We start from the raw sequence: 19709 nt of genomic DNA, 5'->3' as shown, positions 1-19709 counted from the left end.
GGTTTTACTCCTAAAATTTAAATCGATACGGTGTGATCTGGTCTAACACCTTTTGTTTCTCGCCAATGCCGCCGATGCGGTACGCGGTGCCTTCATGGGCAAGCAGGCCTCGGTGATCCATGGTTGCCTTTTGGGCGTGCTCCATGCGTTGCCAGCGATTGCTGGGAATATCAAAGCGCCATACCTGGCTTGAGGGCGAGCTGGGTTTGCCATTATACCCTATGCCATTATAGTTGTAGGGATTGGGTGAGCCGCCAATAAATACCAGGTTGCCATTAATGGTGCCCGCCGCCATGCGGTAGTGTGCTTTGCCTGTTGGATGAGTCAGGCTGTGCCATGAGATCTCGCGTGGGTCTTGTGGGTCGATAACCCCTTTAAGGCACTGGGCCTTGGCGGCAAAACCACGGTGCTTATCGGCAAAGGCCACGGTTTTAACCCCGTCACAAATGATCATCAGGTTATCTTTAATGGCCCCGGCATGGCCAAATACCGCATCGCCAAGGAAGGGTGAGGCCTGAGACCAGCTGTCTTTGGCGATATCGTAAACCTGCACTAGATTGACATTGCCGTCGTTGTGCCAGCCGCTGATCAGATAGATGTATTGGTCGTTGTAATTAAGGGCGACGCTGTCGTCTACCGGCACCGGCATGTTGGCCAAGCGCTGATACTGATCTTTCTCCACGTCATAGCGGTAGGCATCCGGTACAGATAGCTCGGTATTATCGGCAGCCACTGTATAACCACCAAACACATAGGCGTATTTACCTACACCCACGGCGGTGGCTGCAAGGCGTCCGGTAAGCTGGGTTGAGGCCGGAACGGGCGCTTTAGTGTGCCAGGCATTGCTGCCAAGCTTTAATGCCCACACCTTGTTATGGATATCCAGGTGCGTTTTACCCGCCCCAAGACCCATAAAGCTGAGGAAATAACTGCCTTGATCTGTGTCCACCTTGGCCACAGCATTATTACTGACAGGTTCCGGGAGTGCCGGTAACTCTGCGGCGAACAGGGGGCCACACAGGGCCAGGCCCATGGCGGCGCAAAGCATTTTAATCATCTGATCTACCTCTTAATTTAATACCCAACTCAGTGGAGTAACCCATTGCCCGTGCACTGATCAATAAAGACTCATCAATCACGTAATAGGTTGGAAAGGCGGATATTTTATATTGCTGTGCGGTGTATTCGCTACCTAAAAGTATAGGCATTGTCAGCTGTAAATCATCGACAAATTCTTGTACCTGCGTCTTGGATTGATAGTCCAGGGCAATGGCGATGGCGTGAACATCGCCCTTGTCCATGGCTTTTTGTAAATTCGGCATAGACAACTTGCACACAGAGCACCAGGGGGCGAAAAAATATACCAGGGTTTTTTGCCCTTGCAGTTCCTTAATACTAAAGCGGGTATCGCTGTGTAATTGCGGCAGGGAAAAATAAGGCGCCGGGCTGTGGTCGGCAGACAAGAGGTTACGCTCCTGATAGGCGCTCACCGCGAAAAATACCACCGCCATCAGCACAAGTTGGAAAAAAAACTTCTTCATAAAAATTCTTTAGTTTCAAATTGATACATATTGTAGACCGGCTTTTTTAAGAAAAATGTGAAATTATTATCTTGAAAATATATATGGCGTCCATACATCTGATTATGAGGACGCCATAAAGGGTCCCAACCAAAACAAAGTTATTGATATTTATATATAAAGGTTGTTTGTTCAGCAGAAAAACAACCGCCAAATATTGCTTAAATTAAGGATATTATTATGCGTACAGTAGACCTTTCTCCACTATATCGTTCATTTATCGGTTTTGATCACCTGGCATCACTTATGGATGCAGCGGCACGCACCGATAAACAACCAAGTTACCCGCCGTATAACATAGAGGCACTGGGTAAAGATCAGTACAGAATTACCATGGCCGTAGCCGGTTTCAGCGAAAGCGAGCTGACCATTGAGTCGGAGAATAACACGCTCAAGGTTACCGGAACAAAGGCCGCCAAAGAATCGACAGAAGAGCGCAAGTTTATCCACCAAGGGATTGCTGAGCGCAACTTCGAGCGTAAGTTCCAGCTGGGCGACCATGTCAAAGTGTTGGCCGCAAGTTTGGAAAATGGCCTGCTGGTGATTGACCTGCAGCGCGAAATTCCAGAGGCATTAAAGCCGCGCAAAATTGAAATTGGCACAGGTAAGTTGCTAGAGAGTAAATAATTACTTGCCATTCTCCCTTTGATACGCCGCCCTTTTGGGCGGCGTTTTTATTATTTAGAGCCCGATGTGACTAAAACGGATAAAAAGCGCGATAAACAATTGCGTGACCTACTCACCGAAATTTGTGACGATCATTGTAAAGCCATTGCCGGCTTTTGCTGGTTAACTCATAAAATAGACTGGAAAAGCCCACAAAAGAGCCTCACACTCACCCTTGTTTTTACCACGGACGATGAGTTAGAGGCATATTTAGCAAGCGATACCCGAGCGTTAGTTGAAGACGAGCTAGTTAAGGCTCTTAAAGTGATAGGGCTGAGCCCGATTAATAAGACCAAACAGTTAGTCTACGACAGCGAACAAGAATGCCAGATTCACCATAGGGGGAATTGGGCAAAACGGTTAAAATAACAAGGACTCAAAGTATGAGCACCGAACTGCCCAGCGCCGCAATTTTTGTCGATGTGCAAAATATTTATTATACCTGTCGCGAAACCTTTGCACGCAACTTCGATTACAACGCTTTTTGGCGTGAAGTCAGCGGCCAATATCGCATTGAAAAGGCCATCGCCTACGCCATCGACAGGGGCGATAACAAGCAGCGGGAATTCCAAAATATCCTTCGTGCCATCGGCTTTGAGGTCAAGCTTAAGCCTTTTATTCAACGCGCCGATGGCTCGGCGAAAGGGGACTGGGATGTGGGCATTACCCTGGACGCCATTGAATATGGTAGCCAAACCGACACCACCATTTTACTCTCCGGCGATGGCGATTTTGACCTGTTAGCGAAAAAGTTACGGGACGAAAAAAACAAGCGTGTGGAAGTGTATAGCAGCGAAAAGCTCACCGCCGCATCGTTAATTAATGCATCCAGTCATTTTCGCGCCATAGATGAGAGCTTGTTGTTGGGATGATCGAGGACCACTATAGTTAAACTAGCCAACATTATAGCATCTGATCATTTTGCGATATCTGAATTCGGGGTGTAGTCAATGCTTAGTGTGAAATATTAGAGTGAGTGTCCAGTTTATTCGGTTTACTATATTTTGTATAAATATTTTAATTGTGCTTGACAAAAATAAAAAGTTTTTACAATATTTATTCTCAGCTTTAGGTAATTTTAAAGCTTGAAAATAAGGAGAAATGGAGACGATGTACGTAGATAATTACTTTCGCTTTATTCTGCAGTCTTTAGAGTTATCTCTCCAATAAATAATCAACTGGGGAGACAGTGCTTTGAAAAAAATATTTTTTACATCAATATTAGCAACGTTTGCTTTTTCCGGTGTTAGCTATGCGGACAAAGTGACTGTAAATGGAACTACTTATGAATGCTCTAACTCTTGTAGCATTGACTCCGGACCTCCTATGACGATCGGCGATTGTTGTGGAGGAACTGTCGCTGAGCTCAGGCGAGACGTGATCATAATAGAATAGAGCCTAGTAATAGGCGCACCTAACAATGACTTCGGTTGTTAGGTGCTTTATGCTTTTTTAGTGTCAGTTAGAGAGTTCACTTATGAAAAAACTATATTTACTACTAATAGGGCTTAGCGTTGTTGCAACGTTAGTATTCCTCTATTCACCCAAATCTCCCCCCCCGACCAACGACACTGTGTTTAATCAACCAGCAGATTCAACAGATTATTATAACGCTATGGATCCATTGAATTCGGCAGAACAGCTCCCTGACGAAAACAAGATCTCTATTAATACTATAAAAGCTTCAGGAATAACTATAAAACTGGATGACAGGATCCAGCATGACGATGCCTCTTCTATAGACAACCTGATTAATAACCTATCCTCGAACGAAGGTGGCCTTTCTGATACCTCAATCGAAACGGCATTTAGATTAAAAAACTTTGATTCTCTAGTATATCAACTTCAAAGCACCGGAATTAACCAAGAGTTCGAACAGCAGTTTCGAAATACAGTTCACGATGTTGCTCAATCCAATAATGGAATGTTGCCGAGAAGTATTGGCTGCAATGATGAGGTTTGCGCTGCCGTTCTTGATTACTCCCAACAGGATTCACCGGAGCAGTTTTCCAAGGATCTTATTCAAAGAATTGAGCAACCAATTAGCATTGTTATGCAACCAGTAGAAGTACAAGGAGTAAAAGAATTACGAGTTATATTGAATTATAAGGACGCAAAGATAATTGTTAAATAAAGGCTCACATAACCACATAAAAAATAGTAAAAAAGCCAATTAGGGCATCCCCAAAAACCCGCTAAAAAGCGGGTTCCATTTCAGTTAGCTACCTTTCCATCTAGTAAAGTTTTGTACCTGAAAAGTTATTCTCTACCTCCCCTCTAACTAGGAAAGCTTTCAGGGCAAGAGCATGAAAATTTACTTGCTATTCAACACCTTTTCTAAATAGTGCTCGTTTCTTGCCTAGTGTGCCCACCGCGCTTTAGCGACTGCAAATGGAAGCGCGGCAACTCCTTTAGTGCTTGCTTTGTTAGCTGCAACTTTGCAACAATCCTTATAATGACTCGATGTTGTCGATGCACCACTGCGCTCTATTAAGCACGGCCCGGCGGGCCTCATCGCTTTGCTTATCCCAGTTTCGATAAATCATGCCAATGCGGTGGTTATTGCCAAAGCGCGCTCTGTGCCGGTGTAAGAAGTGCCAGTAGAGGCTATTTAGGGGGCAGGCGAGGTCGCTGGTTTTTTCCTTGACCTTATAGTGGCAGCCTTGGCAGTAATCGCTCATCTTATTGACGTAATTGCCGCCGGCGCAGTAGGGCTTGGTGGCAATAATGCCGCCATCGGCGAACTGACTCATGCCCCGGGTGTTAGGCATTTCCACCCATTCAATGGCATCTACATAAATACCCAGGTACCAGGCATCCACCTGGTCCGGGTCAACGCCCAGCAGCAAGCAAAAGTTGCCGGTGATCATCAGGCGTTGGATATGATGGGCATATCCATAGTCCAGGCTTTGGCCAATGGCGTGTTGCAGGCAGTTCATTTTTGTTTTGCCGCTCCAGAAAAATTCCGGCAGCGCTTGGTGCGCCTCGAGGGCATTACTGTGTGCGTACTTGGGCATATTGAGCCAATAGACGCCTCTGACATATTCACGCCAGCCTAAAATTTGCCTGGCGAAGCCTTCAACTTGCGCAAGGGTGATCCTTCCTTCAGATTCATGATATGCCTCTATTGCCGCGTTGATGACTTGCAGTGGGTGGAGGATTTTTGCGTTGAGCGCAAACGACAGGCGGCTATGGTACAAGGACCATTTAGCGTCGCTGTGGCAGGTCATGGCGTCCTGAAAGGTGCCAAACAGAGGCAGCAGATGATTACAAAAATACTCAAGCAACTGCAGTGCTTGTTTGCGTGTCACCGGCCACAGCAGCCTGGGCCCGCCTTTGCCTATGGTTTTTATTTTATGGCGAGCAATGCGCTCGGTAATTGCCTTAACGTCGTTATCAAAGCACAAGGGAGGGGGAAGCTGTTTAATGTCCTCGGCCTTGAGCTTGTTACGGTTCTCTTTGTCGAAGTTCCATTGGCCGCCAAGGGGTTTACCCTGGTCCATCAAGATATCGAAGCGCCTGCGCATCTTGCGATAGAATTGCTCCATGGTGTGATGGGTATCCGCCTGGAAATAGTCGCCTAATTCTTCAAATCCGAGCATAAAATGCTCACTGTCATAGCGCCTTATCTCAACGCTACTTAATGTCAGCTGCTCCAGTTGCCGGCGTAGCCGATATTCATCCGGTAGCTGATAGCTAAAACAGTCGGCTTGATGCTCGGTGACACAGTGGGCAATTAACTCATTGAGCTGTGCAAACTCTTGGGTGTCGTCCAGAGTAAGGTATAAAACCTGATGCCCCGCCTGGCTAAGGGCAGACGCAAACCGTTCCATCGCAGCAAAAAAGCACATGATCTTTTGAATATGATGCCTGGTGTAGTGCATTTCTTGATGCAGCTCAGCAATGATGTAAAGCACATCATCTCGCTTGGTTTTAAACCAAGAATGATTGGCATTGAGTTGGTCGCCTAAAATCAGGCGAACTTCTTTGTATTGTTGCTTGCTCATGCTCGCTCTCTTACTAGTGCCGTGGCCAGCCATTGTGATCCCGCTCCTGTGCTTGCACAGCCACTCCACCGTAACGCTTGATAAACCGGCCGTCGGGGTCGAATAACTCGGTTTGCTTGGCAAGGTTGAAATGCCGTCCACCGCGGGGGTCGGCACCGACCCCGGCTATGTACTGCCAGTTGCCATAATTGCTGGCAACATCGTAATCAATTAAGTGATGCTCGAAGTAGGCCGCGCCATAGCGCCAATCCAGTTCCAATTCATTGACAAAACAACTGGCGACGATTTGCCTGCCTCTGTTGGACATCCATCCACTGGTATTGAGTTGATGCATGAGCGCATTGACCAGCTCAAACTCGGTATTGCCATGACACCAGGCCTGATAACGTTCCGGGTAAAAGCTGGTTTTTGGGGCCGTGTGGCTCATGCCTTTAAATACAAATAGCGAGCGGCCTTGCTTTAGAGCCAGCCATTGAAAATACTCTCGCCACAAGAGTTCAAAGTAGATCCAGTAAGTCGATTCATTGGCGCCGCAGCGCTGCTCATAAGCAAGTAGGGCGCTATAGACCTGGCGAGCGCTGAGAGAGCCATTGGCCAACCAGGGAGAAAACCCGGTGGAGAACTTGTCGCCAGATAAGGCATTACGTGTTTGCTTGTAGCGACTAGGAGCAGTGCTACTGAAATAACTAGTTAACGCTGTAGTCGCTGTTTGTGAAAACCATGCGCCCATTGGCTGCAAATCATTGTATATGTCCGTGCATAAGGGTAATTTACACTGCACCGAAGTAGGAAAATGTAGTGGGCTTCCCATGGTTGGATGGACCGCAACGCTAGATTCCACAAGCTTTCTAAAGCGGCTAAAGGTGTCGGGAGTGTCGTCAATTTGAAAGGGTAACTGCTCTTTTGCAAACAGCGTATGGTTGGACTTATGCCAAAAGTTGATCCCCCGTACTTGCTGTGTCAATTTACGCAGTGCTAATGACTCATTCCATCCGAATTGGTTGGCAATGGCGATATCACTCACTTTATGCTCTCGTATTATGCGAACTAAATCTTCTATGCTGTCTGCGAAATAGAGGTTGTGCCCTTGGCGCGATAGTTCATCGGCGAGGCATTTAAGCGTTTGCCCTCTAAACGAACATACGCTTTTGGAGACGTCTTGTTTTGGATAAGCGTTGTAGCTCGCATCGACGAGCTCATTTAGTGGCGTATAGATGAAAATAAGCTGCTTACAATGTTGGCAAAGTCGTTGCAGCAACTCATTGTCGGCGATTCTGAGATCGTTACTAAATAGATATAAGCCCGTAGACATAGGTTCATAATGTGAGTGTTCTATGTTTAGTGATACGGAATTAACAGTGAGTTCGATCGTTTTAGCGAAGACAGGTGTGTAAATCAGCTACAATGGAAGCAATTAAACAGTGCAAAAGGAGTTTTTATCATGTTCAAAAGGATATTGGCGATAACGTTATTATTATCTAGTAATCAGTTAGTTGCACAAACCGCGGTGTACAAATGTGTTATTGATGGGGTTGTAAGCTACTCACAATTACCCTGTAGCCAAGATGCGCAAAAGCTTGATGTCAAAACGCTAGTCGATAAACAACAAGTAATGACCTCAACGCCGGCAGATTCAGGTATTGCGAACTACATAGACAACCGAGCCATATCGCGTGAGTTAGCGCAAAGCAAAGACAAAATAGATACCTATTCATTGCAGATGAGGCAGGAGTTAACTGAGCTCGAAGCCCAAGCTAACGGTCAGCGCAAGAATCTTGCCGGTGCTGAACGAGAAAAGGCGATAGCAACACAAATGCAATCAAGCATCGATCATTACCAAGCGTTGATAAACAGAGAGCAACTTAATATCGATCGTCTTCTTCTCAAGCAACAGATGACCGCTGAGCCATCGAATAAGGATGATAGCGTTGATGAATACATCAAAATGCAGCGAATTGAGCGGGAGATACGAGAGCATGAAGATAAAATTGAGACCTATCATCAGCAATTAGATTCGGAGCTCAAGGCGTTGAAGATTAAGACTACGGGCCAGTCTGCGAACTTAGTGGCTGCGAAGTTCGATAATGCCAATGCGCAAAGAATGTCAGCAATAACAGCTAAGTACGCAACTTTAATCGACATAGAACAAAAAGCATTGCAACGTCTAACAAACGAGTATGCGCTATTAAAAGCGAAGTAGAATATGGTTCTAAAAAGAACGGTGCCTTAATGGCACCGCTTTTTAATTTAACCCACTTCTGCGATTAGCATCGTTGAATTGAGACTGATCAACTGCGCTTTAGCAAAGAAGTTGAACTCGGTGCTGGTGGTCCAGGTATAGGCACCCATATTCTCGGTAAACACCAAATCACCGTCGGCTAAGGCCGGCATTAAACAGTTATCGCTGATCACATCGATACTGTCACAGGTCGGCCCGGTTAAAACACAGGGTTGCACATCTTCATATGCCAGGCTGTAAAAGCGCTGTTCTGGCTCACCATACACTCGGCCACTAAAGGCGCCGTAGACACCATCGTCCATGTAGTACCAGGTGGTGCCCCCGCGCTTGCTTTGACCCATCACGCTCATGACATGGGTCATAGCCGAAGCAACGATAAAGCGTCCTGGCTCGGCAATAAACTGTACCGTGTCGGGCCAGCTACTCAAAGCATCGCGTATCGGTGCGCAAAATTCATAGATATCAATGGGCTGTCCCGCGTAGCTCACCGGGAAACCACCGCCAATATCCAAGGTATTCATAGCGCCTAGGCCTTCGGCGACGGCTCCTTCGAAGACTATTTTGCATTGTTCGATAGCATGCACATATTTACCCGCATCCATGGTTTGTGAACCAACGTGAAATGATAAACCACGTACGCGAATGCCTAACTCTTTTGCGCGCTTAAGCAAGGGTAAGGCATCAGCTCTGATCACCCCAAACTTCTTGGACAAGTCAGCAGCCGCATCTTTATTAGGGAAGCTCAGGCGCAGCAATAACTCGACTTGGTCGCGATAGGGCACAAACTTATGCAGCTCATTTTCGCTGTCGAACACAAAGGTGGTACAGCCATAGTTAAGAGCATGCTCTATATCACTTACGCGTTTGATCGGGTGAGTGTGGATCACCTGAGTAGGAGCAACACCGGCCTGAGCCACAAGATCCACTTCGCCGTTCGTGGCTAAATCAAAGCTGCCACCAAGCTCATTTAACGTGTGTACCACATCAATATGAGGCAAAGGCTTAAGCGCATAATGCAAGGCAACATTAGGCAAGGCGTTAGCCAGCTGTAAATAATTTTCACGCACTTGGTTTAGATCAAGCACCAGTAATGGGGTGCCGTGTTGCTTCGCAAGAGCGGTGCATAGAGAAAGGTGCTCGTTGTTTGTAGCAAAAGGCTGAGCAAAGGTAGAAACCGACATCATAACTCCAAAAGTTAATTTGGATAGTTACTCTTTCGCCTTGGCAAGAAATGCTGTACTAGGATTGGCTATCTAATAAAAGTGGCGCAATAATAGCCAAATTATTGCGCCACGCAAGCAAAATTTTTAAAAATTTTATCGCTCTATTTCAGCTGTTTATTCAGCGATATCAAAAGTAACCTGAGCGTCTTCACCGGCTACTACAGTCACGTCCTGAGTAGAGTACAGAGTAACTTCTTCATTCAGTACTTCAGCGTCGTCAAGGTGTGCCGTACAAGTGTAGGCAAGCTTGTAGCTACCCGCTGCAACGAAGCCGATTTCGAACTCGTTCAGGCCGCTTTCTTCATTGAATACCACGTTAGCCGTTGCGATTGGTGCATCGGCAGGTGAGGTTACACCGTCTGCCTCAACATACAGATCTTTAGGCTCAACAACATCACCGCTGTATAGGTAAACTGCATGGCCAAAGGCACCTGTTTCTGGAGCAAAGGCGATGTTGTCGGCTTCACAGCTCGTAATCATGGCTTCTGTTACTAAGCCTTCGATGTCTTCAACATCGGCAAGGTTTTCAAGGCGGATACCGGTAGGTTTAAGGTTCACAACTTCGCTGTTGCTAGGATCAACCAGTGATTTTTTCAGGTCGAACTCAAGAACGAACTGGTTTTCGCCTACCGCTAGGGTGAAGTCGTTGATTTGAATCTCACCAAGACCATCTTTGTTTTTACGGTTAACTACCAAAGGAGCAACGGTATCATCGTTTATACAATGTGAGAAGTCATCGCGATATTGGCTTCATCACCGTTCACGATATTGGCGCGTAGCCAGTTGTACTGACCCGGCGCTACAACTTCATCATTGATAAGACTGAATACGTCGCTACCGGTGAATTCTAAAAGGTTAACCATTACAGGTTCACCGTCTGCGGTACGGGTTTCGAACATTGGACGTTCGCCGTCGGCACCATTAATGATGATGCTATCAAAAGCTACCCATACTTCTTTTGCATTACTGACAGGCGCATCAGATACACCTAGGCTGAATTGAGCCGTTTCTTCTTCACTCGAAGAACCACCACAACCTGTTAGTAAAGTAGCTGAGATGGCCGTTGCTAGTAATAGTTTATTCATAGTTTTTGATTCCCTTTGTTTGCAGTATTTTTGAGCTTAACAAATGAGGCTGAACAGGCATTTAACAAGCATAAGTCAAAGATTGAAAAGTGCGCTGAAAATGCTATTTAAGTTGCCCAAAGATACTTTTTAGTTCTGTTTTAGCTTTAGCGGTTAAGTATCATACTGAGACAAAACTCGGTTAGCCATCGCACTTTGAGGTGGAATTTTAAGGGAAGTTATATTGAGCAGGGCACTGGTTGGAGATAAAGATCTTGCCGGTCTGTGGGAGTAATGTCACTAGGGTTATGGAAGCGCCCAAGATGTGCCTGAAATAGACACGGCACTTGCATGACGCAGTGCCGTGTTTTTGGGTGTTACTTAACTTCTTTACCCGCCGCCTGTTGGTCGGCATGGTAGCTGGAGCGAACGAAAGGTCCGCAGGCAGCATGAGAAAAGCCAATTTCATCGGCATATTCTTTTAGTGCGTCGAATTCCTCGGGTGGCACATAACGCTTCACCGCTAGGTGGTGCTTCGAAGGTTGCAGATACTGACCCACGGTCAGCATATCAACATTGTGCTCACGTAGATCACGTAACACTTCTTCGATTTCACTCATTTCTTCACCCAAACCAACCATTAGGCCAGATTTAGTACGAACTTCTGGGTGCGCTTCTTTAAAGCGACGTAGCAGCTCTAGTGACCATTTATAATCGGCACCTGGACGTGCCAGTTTATACAGACGTGGCGCGGTTTCCAGGTTGTGGTTGAACACATCCGGCGGTGTTTCACTGAGGATCTCAAGTGCACGTTCCATACGACCACGGAAGTCGGGAACCAGGATCTCTATGGTAATACCCGGGTTGTGCTTGCGAATTTCACGGATACAATCGGCAAAGTGTTGAGCACCACCGTCACGCAGGTCATCGCGGTCAACCGAGGTGATCACCACATAGCTTAACTTCATATCCTTGATGGTCAGTGCTAGTTTTTCCGGCTCTTCGGCATCCGGTTTAAGCGGACGGCCGTGTGCCACATCGCAAAACGGGCAGCGGCGGGTACAGATAGCACCCAAGATCATAAAGGTGGCCGTACCATGGTTAAAACATTCGGACAGGTTAGGGCAGCTGGCCTCTTCACATACCGAATGCAGGCCATGTTTACGCATGGCTTGTTTAATACCATCGATACGCTCGCTCGACTTAGGCAAACGGATCTTCAGCCACTGTGGCTTGCGCAGCATTTCTTCTTTTTCTGTCGGCAAGACCTTAACCGGGATCAGTGCCATTTTTTGGGCGTCACGAAGCTTTACGCCCGGCTCCATACGTACAGATGATTTTGTCATTCTTTCACTAAACCTTCTTGGTACTCAACCTCTGCAGGATTGAGTCGTTTAATTAATTGCTGCACCAGTCCTTGCCCGGCGCTTTCAACGCTTTGTGGACCGCCTAAGTCTTTACATTGCACCATTTGCAGGCCGGCGTAACCACAAGGGTTAATGCGTAAAAATGGGCCTAAATCCATATCGACATTTAAGGCCAGCCCATGGAAGGAGCAACCACGGCGTACACGCAGGCCTAACGAGGCAACCTTGGCTTCATTCACGTAGACGCCCGGGGCATCTTTTTTGGCATAGGCTTCGACGCCATATTCTTGCAGGCAATCGATAATGCTTTCTTCGAGCCAGGTTACCAGCTCGCGGACGCCAATTTTCAGGCGGCGTAAGTTAAACAGTACATAGAGCATTTGCTGGCCCGGGCCGTGATAGGTCACCTGGCCGCCGCGATCGACCTGAACCACAGGAATATCACCCGGCATCAGCAGGTGTTCTTCTTTACCGGCCTGGCCCTGGGTAAATACGGGCTCGTGCTCAACCAGCCAGATTTCATCAGCACTTTGCTCATCGCGCACATCGGTATATTCCTGCATGGCATGCCAAATGGGCATGTATTCTTGGCGTCCTAGCTGGCGAACAATTAGATTACTCACGGCGTGTCCTCTGTGGTGCTGTTAAAGCACGTAGCGGACATGATCAAGGCTGCCCAGCTCAGTGTAGATAATTTCGATATGCTCTTTCGATGTTACGGTCGCAATCAGGGTGACCGACTCGTAGTTACCCTTGCTACTGGGCTTGGTTCTTGGCGCGTAGTCGCCCGGAGCATGTTCTTGCATAACTGTAAGTACTTGCTCGGTTAATTCTACGTTAGCAAGGCCCATTACCTTAAAGGTAAACGGACAAGGAAACTCTAGATACTCATCAAACTTGGTGTCTTTAACCGGATTGACCATAATGCTTGACCCTCATTTACAGCACAGGACGCAAACAAACTAATGGGTTCATTAGTTCACAATGGCGCATATTCTAGCATTTTTTAGCGCAAAAAAAACGCCCCTCAATAGGGGCGCTTATTCTGGATTAGGCCAGTTGTAAGTATATTTCTACTTACTCAATGATTTGCAAGCGTAAGTAGTCGTAGATCTTGCTGAAAAAACCACCTTCTTCAACACTTTCCAGAGTGACTAAAGGATAGCTGGCAATGTCTTCTCCGGCTAGCTGCAGGTATAAGGTACCTACCTTAGTGCCCTTGGCCAGTGGCGCTTCCAATGTAGTATCAAGCTCGAAGTTGGCTTCCAGGTTCTTTTGTTGACCACGCGGAATAGTGATTGGTGTGCTCTCTAAAATACCCAGAGAAACGATTTCTTTATCACCCATCCAAATACGTTGCTCGGCAAACTTGTCACCGGCTTGATACGGAGTGATGGTTTCAAAAAAGCGGAAGCCGTAGTTAAGCAGCTTTTTGCTTTCAACCTTACGGGCACGCTCAGAGCTGGCACCCATGATCACAGCGATTAAGCGCATATCGCCCTTGGTCGCTGAAGAAACCAGGCTATAGCCGGCATCATCGGTATGACCGGTTTTAATGCCGTCTACCTCAAGGCTTTGATCCCATAACAGACTGTTACGGTTGAACTGCTTAATGCCGTTATAGGTAAAATCTTTTTCTTTATACAGGGCATACTCGTCCGGCACATCACGGATCAAGGCGGCACCTAGGGTCGCCATATCGCGTGGCGTGGTGTAATGCTCGTTGGTGTCTAGGCCGTGGCTGTTAATAAAGTGGCTGTTGCTCATGCCTAGTTTTTCCGCATGCGCATTCATTAAATCGGCAAATGCTGATTCGCTGCCGGCAATATGTTCGGCCATGGCTACACAGGCATCGTTACCCGATTGAATTATGATACCGCGGTTAAGATCTTCAACACTGACCTGTTTACCTACTTCGATAAACATTTTTGATGATTCTGGGAAATTCTTTGCCCAGGCATTTTCACTGACCGTCACCATATCGGTGGGAGCCAGGTTGCCCGCGGCGATTTCTGTACCAACCACATAACTGGTCATCATTTTCGTTAAACTGGCCGGTGCCAATTTGGTATCGGCTTCGCCTTCAGCGATTACTTTGCCTGTGGTGAAGTCAACCAGGAAATAACCCTTGGCATTAACCTCAGGAGCTGCGGGGATAATTTGGGCGTTAGCGGTAAAAACGGCGCTAGCACATAGCAGTCCACTTAAGCCTTTTAGAAGAGAATGTTTAATTGATTTCATTATGCTTGTTTAATCTGTTTTGGGTGAAAGTGCGGTTAGGGTGTTATCTTAAAGGGCTTGGTCGTCATAAAGCAAGAAAGCTTGGGCAAACCTAGTACTTTTTAATTGCTCTAATAACGTCTTAGCCTGTTGCTCGTCGCTTATTGGACCTAAGCGAAGGCGAAAAATTCCATCTTTGTGCTGTTTTATATGGGTCGGGACGTGATAATCCTGCTCTAGCTGCAGTGCCAGCGCCTGAATATTCGCCAATTGTGACCCGGCAGCAACTTGTATGTATTTGGTGCGCGGCTTTGCGTCGGCAAGGGTAATGGCTTCGAGCTTAACCTTGGCTGTACCCTTTAAGTGATAACCCAGTTTATACGCCGCAGCGTAGGATAAATCGATAATACGGTCTTCATGGAAAGGGCCGCGGTCGTTAACTCGTACCACCACGCTTTGACCATTGTCGATATTGGTGACGCGCACAAAGCTAGGTAGCGGCAAGGTTTTATGGGCCGCAGTCATGGCAAACATATCGTACACCTCGCCGTTGGAGGTGTGATAGCCGTGAAATTTGCGCCCGTACCAGGAGGCAATACCGCTTTGGGTGAAGCCGGTTTCATCAAATATAGGCACATATTGCTTGCCCCTGACTTGGTAGGGACGATTCGCCGCGGCGCTTTTCGCTTCGTCGGTGACCACTGCGTCTTGTAGTTCTAAGTCCGAAGGGTGACGCAAAGGTGCGGCATCATGCTCCATCTGATAGCGGCCGGATTGACCCTTGCTCGGGGCGCTGCCGGGTGAACTACAGGCGGTGATAATGAAACTAAGTAAGACGATAAAAAGCGCGCGTAAGGCCATTATTTATTCAACATCCGTTTTTCCGTGGCGATACTCATTATGATGCCAAAGCCTGCGAGCAGTGTCACCATAGATGTGCCGCCGTAACTGATCAGCGGCAACGGAACACCCACCACGGGCAATAAGCCAGATACCATGCCGATATTTACAAAGACATAGACAAAGAAGGTCAGGGTCAGAGCGCCGGCCAATAGTTTACCGAAGGCTTCCTGAGCATTCACGGCGATATAGAGGCCGCGGGCGATAATAAAGAGGTAGACACCGAGCAGGAATAAGACGCCGATAAGGCCAAACTCCTCGCTCAATACCGAGAAGATAAAGTCGGTATGGCGCTCGGGTAGAAACTCCAGTTGCGACTGAGTGCCTTGCAGCCAGCCCTTGCCCTCAATACCACCTGAGCCTATGGCGATTTTCGATTGAATAATATGATAACCCGAGCCTAAAGGGTCACTTTCCGGATTGAGGAAGGTGAGTACCCGCTGCTTTTGATAGGCGTGCATGCCATAGTGCCAAAACAGCGGCGCACCGGCGCCGACTAATACCGCTAAAGAGCCGATCAGGCGCCAACTGACGCCAGCTAAAAACAGCACAAAGATGCCTGAGCTGGCGATCAGAATCGAGGTACCTAAATCAGGCTGCTCCTTAATGAGCAAGGTCGGCACCATGACGATCACCAAACCGATAAAGAGGTTGCTTAATTTCGGCGGTAAATGGTTGCGACCAATATACCAAGCGACGCACATGGGCACCGCCAGTTTCATGATTTCCGAGGGTTGAAAGCGAATACCTATATTCAGCCAGCGCTGCGCGCCTTTGGAACTGACACCGACAAAGAGCACGGCGACCAACATTAACGTGCCCACCAGATAGACGGGGATCACCACGCGTTTTAGGGTGCTTGGCGAGACTTGTGCACAGATCATCATGGCAATAAAGGCGCCGCCCATGCGGGTGCTGTGGCGCATCATCATGCCGGTATCCTGGCCACTGGCGCTATACACTATGGCTAAGCTACCTGCCATCATAGCTAACAGTGCCAAAAACAGCGGCAGGTCGATATGTACACGCTGCCAAATAGAAACCTTATTGGTGACTGGCGTCATGACTGCGGCTCCTTCTTGCCTTGGCTAATGGGATTGGCGAGGAAATAATAATCCATTACCTGACGGGCAATAGGTGCCGCCACCGAAGCGCCGCCACCGGTGTTTTCCACAATAATGGTGACCACGATTTGCGGGTCGTTAAAGGGGGCAAAACCCACATAGATGGCGTTGTCGCGATGACGCTCTTTAAGTTTATCGGCTTCGTAACGCTCACCCTGGGCTATGCTGACTACCTGCGCCGTACCGGTTTTACCCGCTGGGTCGTAGGTCGCACCTTTAAAGGCTTTATGTGCCGTACCTGTGATCTTGGTCACTGTGTTATGCATGGCGTCGAGGGCAACTTGCCAGTGTCTAGGGTTGTTCAAGACTATGGGGGGCTTTTCATCATTATTGATTACTTCTACTTGCTCATCGCGGCGCAGCGCTTGTGCCAGATGCGGCGGATGGTGTTTGCCCTTATTCACCAGGATATTAATGGAGTTGGCGATTTGGATCGGCGTTGCCGTCCAGTAACCCTGACCTATGCCCACTGAGATGGTATCGCCGCGCCACCAGGGCTCGCGGAAACGTCCTTCTTTCCATTCCCTGGTAGGTAAAATGGCGGTGGTTTCTTCTTTAATATCTATACCAGAGAGATCGCCAAAGCCAAATTGCGCCATAAAGTCGCTGATCTTGGTGATGCCGGCGCGATAGGCGATATCGTAAAAATAGGTGTCGCACGACTCTTCGATGGCCTTATACACATCAACATGGCCATGACCCCAGCGGCGCCAGTCACGCCATTTATGCTCAACATTGGGAATTTGGAAAAACCCTGGGTCGAACATCTTGGTTTGCTCTGTCACTAACCCTTCTTCCATGCCGAAAATCGCCATATGCGGTTTGATGGTTGAAGCCGGAGCGTAGCGCCCCTGAGTAGCGCGGTTGATAAGCGGTCTGTCTGGATTTAACAGGGCCTTGTAGTCCGCCGAGCTGATGCCGTGAACAAAGAGGTTAGGGTCGTAGCTGGGGTTGGAATACAGGGCCAGGATGCCACCGGTTTTCGCATCCAGGGCGATTACCGTACCGCGCTTATCTTCCATGCTCAATTGAGCGATTTGTTGCAGGCCAATGTCTAAGGTCAGTACCAGATCTTTACCCGGCACAGGCGCGGTTTCATCCAAACTGCGCAGCACGCGGCCGCGGTTATTGATCTCCACCGATTGCGAGCCCACTTCACCGTGCAATTCGGTTTCATAAAATTTTTCTAAACCCAATTTACCGAAGTCGCGGGTGGCGCGGTAGTTGGTGGCTAAGTCTTCGGCCTCAAGCTGTGCCAGCTCCTTTTTATTGAGCTTGGCCACATAACCCAGGGCATGGGTTAAGGTATCGCCGTAGGGGTAATGGCGAGCCAGTCGGGCTTCTATGCTAAAGCCGGGAAATTTATGTTGATTGACGGAAAAAAGCGCTACCTCTTTTTCATCAAGGCGGCCTTTAAGCACCTGGCTTTTAAAACGGCGGTTATGACGTATGTCGTCTAAAAATTCTTCTTTTTGTTGCTCGCTAATGCTGATCAGTTTACCAATTTCATCAAGCGCGGCATCGAGATCATCCACCTCTTCGGGGATCACCTCGAGGTTATACACGGGCTTGTTTTCCGCCAGCAGATTGCCATTACGGTCATAAATAAGGCCACGGTTGGGCGCTATGGGGATCACATTAATGCGGTTATCGTTCGAGCGTGTTTGATAGGTTTGGTGCGAAACTATCTGTAAGTTATACAGGTTTGAAATAAGTATCGCGACCATGATCAAGACAAAAACAAAGGCGGTAAAGGCCCGCCGCGCAAACAAATTGGCCTCGGCGGAATGGTCGCGGATCGGAGTGCGTTTACGCAGCATGGGTTCTTATTATTCTCGGTGATAAGGATGGTTGTTGTTTAAGCTCCAGCCCCGGTACAGGCTTTCGGCTACAATAATGCGAACCAAGGGATGTGGCAAGGTCAAATTCGATAGCGACCATTTTTGTTCCGAGCGGGCGATACACTCGGGCGCCAGGCCTTCTGGGCCGCCGATCAATAAGCTGACATCACGGCCATCAAGCTGCCACTTTTCCATGGCTTTGGCCAATTGATGGGTGTCCATGGCCTTGCCCGTCACCTCCAGAGTGACTATGCGGTTGCCCTTAGGGATGGCGGCCAGGGTACGCTCACCTTCTTGCTGCAAGATGCGTTTAATATCGGCATTCTTGCCGCGCTTACCGGCGGGGATCTCGACCAGCTCTAAGGCCATATCTTTGGGAAAGCGGCGCTGATATTCGCTAAAGCCCGCTTCAACCCAAGCAGGCATCTTGGTGCCCACGGCGACCAATTGGATCTTCACCGCTTAACCCCAGAGTTTTTCTAACTGGTAGAAGTCGCGGGTTTCGTCTTGCATAACATGGACGATTACATCGCCAAGGTCGACCAATACCCACTCACCCACGTCCTGACCTTCTTGGCCGATGACGTCGAGGTTATGTTCTTTGGCTTCTTTAGCTAGATGGCGAGCAATAGATTGTACCTGGCGTTTGGAGTTACCAGAGCACACCACCATGTAGTCGGTAATGTCTGAGCTTTCGCGTACGTCTAAGGTGATCACGTCGCGGGCTTTCATGTCATCAATTTTGTCTAATGCAAAGTCAAGGAGTTCGTTGGTTTGCAAAATACACTCTCTGTTTAATCAAATTCATTTAAGCGGGTGATGTTATCACTTTTAACCGGCCATATACAGGCGCTTATCGCGTATATATTGGCTCACCGCCGCGGGTATTAAATCTTCACAGGGCTCTCCACGTTGCAAGCGCTCGCGCACCAAGGGTGAGGAGACAGCCCGTTGCGGCCCGGCTAAAAAGTACACCAGTCCCGCTTGTTTAGACTCCAGCGCCGAACCTTGGTTGCATTGGTGCTGGTTTAAATAGGCCTGCAACTGAGGCGAGGGGGACAGATGCTCGTCGGGGCGCTGATACACCACCAGATGACATAACTCGAGAATGTCGCGCCACTGGTACCAAGAATCAAAGCCGTTAAAGGAGTCCATACCCAACAAAAACAAAATGGGTTCATGCGTCCGACCGCTGGCGTTGAGTTCGCTGCGCAATTCTTGCAGGCTCAATAAGGAATAAGAGGGGCCGCTGCGGTGCAATTCGCGCTCGTCTATGGCAAAGCGGGGCTCGGCGGCAATGGCGAGTTTCAGCATTGCCAACTTATCGGCATTGTCGATACCGCTTGCCTGTTTATGTGCGGGAACCCGATTGGGCATAAAAAATAGGGTGTTACCGCCGAAATGCTCAAGGCACTGCTCGGCCATATTCAGGTGAGCAAAATGCACCGGATCAAAGGTGCCGCCAAATAACAACATGC

Annotated in this window: 22 protein-coding genes; 5 read left to right on the top strand and 17 right to left on the bottom strand. The window is 48.1% G+C overall.

Annotation, left to right across the window (positions count from 1 at the left end; genetic code table 11):
- Positions 1-10: 10 nt before the first annotated feature.
- Both C2M34_RS08270 and C2M34_RS08265 read right to left on the bottom strand, forming a co-directional pair.
- Positions 11-1057: a Kelch repeat-containing protein gene (locus tag C2M34_RS08270; RefSeq protein WP_233997959.1), complete on the bottom strand. Its 1047-nt coding sequence runs from the start codon at positions 1055-1057 to the stop codon at positions 11-13.
- Positions 1050-1541, bottom strand: a complete 492-nt coding sequence (locus C2M34_RS08265; protein WP_105200688.1) for a TlpA family protein disulfide reductase — start codon at positions 1539-1541, stop codon at positions 1050-1052. Before C2M34_RS08265 ends, C2M34_RS08270 begins: the two co-directional genes overlap by 8 nt.
- Before the next feature lie 219 nt (positions 1542-1760).
- Between C2M34_RS08265 and C2M34_RS08260 the strand changes: the two genes are divergently transcribed.
- From C2M34_RS08260 to C2M34_RS08245, 4 genes are all read left to right on the top strand, one after another.
- Positions 1761-2207, top strand: coding sequence for an Hsp20 family protein (locus C2M34_RS08260; protein WP_105200687.1), 447 nt, complete (start codon positions 1761-1763; stop codon positions 2205-2207).
- Positions 2208-2273: 66 nt separating this feature from the next.
- Positions 2274-2615 (top strand): Fis family transcriptional regulator, encoded by a 342-nt coding sequence (locus C2M34_RS08255; protein WP_105258516.1) that lies wholly within the window; start codon positions 2274-2276, stop codon positions 2613-2615.
- 14 nt (positions 2616-2629) lie between these two features.
- Positions 2630-3118, top strand: a complete 489-nt coding sequence (locus tag C2M34_RS08250) for a LabA-like NYN domain-containing protein (RefSeq protein ID WP_199774375.1) — start codon at positions 2630-2632, stop codon at positions 3116-3118.
- Positions 3119-3723: 605 nt separating this feature from the next.
- Positions 3724-4380, top strand: a complete 657-nt coding sequence (locus C2M34_RS08245) for a hypothetical protein (protein ID WP_105258515.1) — start codon at positions 3724-3726, stop codon at positions 4378-4380.
- 316 nt (positions 4381-4696) lie between these two features.
- Here the strand turns inward: C2M34_RS08245 and C2M34_RS08240 are convergent, their stop codons facing one another.
- The gene (locus tag C2M34_RS08240) at positions 4697-6253 is read right to left on the bottom strand and encodes a cryptochrome/photolyase family protein (protein ID WP_105258514.1); all 1557 of its coding nucleotides are present in this window, start codon (positions 6251-6253) and stop codon (positions 4697-4699) included.
- 13 nt (positions 6254-6266) lie between these two features.
- A complete protein-coding gene (locus tag C2M34_RS08235) occupies positions 6267-7565 on the bottom strand; it encodes a DASH family cryptochrome (protein WP_105258513.1) in 1299 nt (432 codons plus the stop codon).
- 129 nt (positions 7566-7694) lie between these two features.
- On the opposite strand from C2M34_RS08235, the gene C2M34_RS08230 reads away from it, so the two are divergent.
- Positions 7695-8453: a DUF4124 domain-containing protein gene (locus tag C2M34_RS08230; protein WP_105213660.1), complete on the top strand. Its 759-nt coding sequence runs from the start codon at positions 7695-7697 to the stop codon at positions 8451-8453.
- 47 nt (positions 8454-8500) lie between these two features.
- Here the strand turns inward: C2M34_RS08230 and C2M34_RS08225 are convergent, their stop codons facing one another.
- The 13 genes from C2M34_RS08225 to nadD all read right to left on the bottom strand — a co-directional run bounded on the left by C2M34_RS08225 (position 8501) and on the right by nadD (position 19707).
- A complete protein-coding gene (locus C2M34_RS08225; protein WP_105200679.1) occupies positions 8501-9673 on the bottom strand; it encodes a type III PLP-dependent enzyme in 1173 nt (390 codons plus the stop codon).
- A gap of 156 nt (positions 9674-9829) precedes the next feature.
- Positions 9830-10411, bottom strand: coding sequence for a hypothetical protein (locus tag C2M34_RS15890; RefSeq protein ID WP_234398778.1), 582 nt, complete (start codon positions 10409-10411; stop codon positions 9830-9832).
- A 20-nt stretch (positions 10412-10431) separates the two neighbouring features.
- Positions 10432-10800, bottom strand: a complete 369-nt coding sequence (locus tag C2M34_RS15885) for a DUF4382 domain-containing protein (RefSeq protein WP_234398777.1) — start codon at positions 10798-10800, stop codon at positions 10432-10434.
- 356 nt (positions 10801-11156) lie between these two features.
- Positions 11157-12125, bottom strand: a complete 969-nt coding sequence (gene lipA / locus C2M34_RS08215; RefSeq protein ID WP_105200677.1) for a lipoyl synthase — start codon at positions 12123-12125, stop codon at positions 11157-11159.
- On the bottom strand, positions 12122-12769 hold the full coding sequence (gene lipB / locus C2M34_RS08210) for a lipoyl(octanoyl) transferase LipB (RefSeq protein ID WP_105258512.1): 648 nt from the start codon (positions 12767-12769) through the stop codon (positions 12122-12124). Before lipB ends, lipA begins: the two co-directional genes overlap by 4 nt.
- 21 nt (positions 12770-12790) lie before the next feature.
- Positions 12791-13069 carry a DUF493 family protein YbeD gene (gene ybeD / locus C2M34_RS08205; RefSeq protein WP_105258511.1) on the bottom strand — a complete coding sequence of 93 codons (279 nt, stop codon included), beginning with the start codon at positions 13067-13069 and terminating at the stop codon, positions 12791-12793.
- Between the two features lie 154 nt (positions 13070-13223).
- Entirely contained in the window at positions 13224-14387 is a 1164-nt protein-coding gene (locus C2M34_RS08200; RefSeq protein WP_105200674.1) for a serine hydrolase, read from the bottom strand.
- Between the two features lie 48 nt (positions 14388-14435).
- Entirely contained in the window at positions 14436-15227 is a 792-nt protein-coding gene (locus C2M34_RS08195) for a septal ring lytic transglycosylase RlpA family protein (RefSeq protein ID WP_105213656.1), read from the bottom strand.
- Positions 15227-16330, bottom strand: a complete 1104-nt coding sequence (gene rodA, locus C2M34_RS08190) for a rod shape-determining protein RodA (RefSeq protein ID WP_105258510.1) — start codon at positions 16328-16330, stop codon at positions 15227-15229. Before rodA ends, C2M34_RS08195 begins: the two co-directional genes overlap by 1 nt.
- A complete protein-coding gene (gene mrdA, locus C2M34_RS08185; protein ID WP_105200672.1) occupies positions 16327-18210 on the bottom strand; it encodes a penicillin-binding protein 2 in 1884 nt (627 codons plus the stop codon). The genes rodA and mrdA overlap by 4 nt, the downstream gene beginning before the upstream one ends.
- A 9-nt stretch (positions 18211-18219) precedes the next feature.
- A complete protein-coding gene (gene rlmH, locus C2M34_RS08180; protein ID WP_105200671.1) occupies positions 18220-18690 on the bottom strand; it encodes a 23S rRNA (pseudouridine(1915)-N(3))-methyltransferase RlmH in 471 nt (156 codons plus the stop codon).
- A 3-nt stretch (positions 18691-18693) separates the two neighbouring features.
- Positions 18694-19011 carry a ribosome silencing factor gene (gene rsfS, locus C2M34_RS08175; RefSeq protein ID WP_105213653.1) on the bottom strand — a complete coding sequence of 106 codons (318 nt, stop codon included), beginning with the start codon at positions 19009-19011 and terminating at the stop codon, positions 18694-18696.
- Between the two features lie 51 nt (positions 19012-19062).
- Complete coding sequence (gene nadD / locus C2M34_RS08170; RefSeq protein ID WP_105258509.1) at positions 19063-19707, bottom strand: nicotinate-nucleotide adenylyltransferase; 645 nt, start codon at positions 19705-19707, stop codon at positions 19063-19065.
- Positions 19708-19709: the final 2 nt, after the last annotated feature.

The organism is Pseudoalteromonas sp. T1lg88 (assembly GCF_002964765.1).
Classification (GTDB): Bacteria; Pseudomonadota; Gammaproteobacteria; order Enterobacterales; family Alteromonadaceae; genus Pseudoalteromonas.
This window is presented reverse-complemented; position numbering and strand designations above follow the sequence as displayed.

Bases quoted from the DNA above. Each gene is read 5' to 3' on its own strand.
- C2M34_RS08270 (WP_233997959.1), bottom strand. From the start codon at position 1,057: ATGATTAAAATGCTTTGCGCCGCCATGGGCCTGGCCCTGTGTGGCCCC.
- C2M34_RS08265 (WP_105200688.1), bottom strand. From the start codon at position 1,541: ATGAAGAAGTTTTTTTTCCAACTTGTGCTGATGGCGGTGGTATTTTTC.
- C2M34_RS08260 (WP_105200687.1), top strand. From the start codon at position 1,761: ATGCGTACAGTAGACCTTTCTCCACTATATCGTTCATTTATCGGTTTT.
- C2M34_RS08250 (WP_199774375.1), top strand. From the start codon at position 2,630: ATGAGCACCGAACTGCCCAGCGCCGCAATTTTTGTCGATGTGCAAAAT.
- C2M34_RS08245 (WP_105258515.1), top strand. From the start codon at position 3,724: ATGAAAAAACTATATTTACTACTAATAGGGCTTAGCGTTGTTGCAACG.
- C2M34_RS08240 (WP_105258514.1), bottom strand. From the start codon at position 6,253: ATGAGCAAGCAACAATACAAAGAAGTTCGCCTGATTTTAGGCGACCAA.
- C2M34_RS08235 (WP_105258513.1), bottom strand. From the start codon at position 7,565: ATGTCTACGGGCTTATATCTATTTAGTAACGATCTCAGAATCGCCGAC.
- C2M34_RS08230 (WP_105213660.1), top strand. From the start codon at position 7,695: ATGTTCAAAAGGATATTGGCGATAACGTTATTATTATCTAGTAATCAG.
- C2M34_RS08225 (WP_105200679.1), bottom strand. From the start codon at position 9,673: ATGTCGGTTTCTACCTTTGCTCAGCCTTTTGCTACAAACAACGAGCAC.
- C2M34_RS15885 (WP_234398777.1), bottom strand. From the start codon at position 10,800: ATGAATAAACTATTACTAGCAACGGCCATCTCAGCTACTTTACTAACA.
- lipA (WP_105200677.1), bottom strand. From the start codon at position 12,125: ATGACAAAATCATCTGTACGTATGGAGCCGGGCGTAAAGCTTCGTGAC.
- ybeD (WP_105258511.1), bottom strand. From the start codon at position 13,069: ATGGTCAATCCGGTTAAAGACACCAAGTTTGATGAGTATCTAGAGTTT.
- C2M34_RS08200 (WP_105200674.1), bottom strand. From the start codon at position 14,387: ATGAAATCAATTAAACATTCTCTTCTAAAAGGCTTAAGTGGACTGCTA.
- C2M34_RS08195 (WP_105213656.1), bottom strand. From the start codon at position 15,227: ATGGCCTTACGCGCGCTTTTTATCGTCTTACTTAGTTTCATTATCACC.
- rodA (WP_105258510.1), bottom strand. From the start codon at position 16,330: ATGACGCCAGTCACCAATAAGGTTTCTATTTGGCAGCGTGTACATATC.
- mrdA (WP_105200672.1), bottom strand. From the start codon at position 18,210: ATGCTGCGTAAACGCACTCCGATCCGCGACCATTCCGCCGAGGCCAAT.
- nadD (WP_105258509.1), bottom strand. From the start codon at position 19,707: ATGTTGTTATTTGGCGGCACCTTTGATCCGGTGCATTTTGCTCACCTG.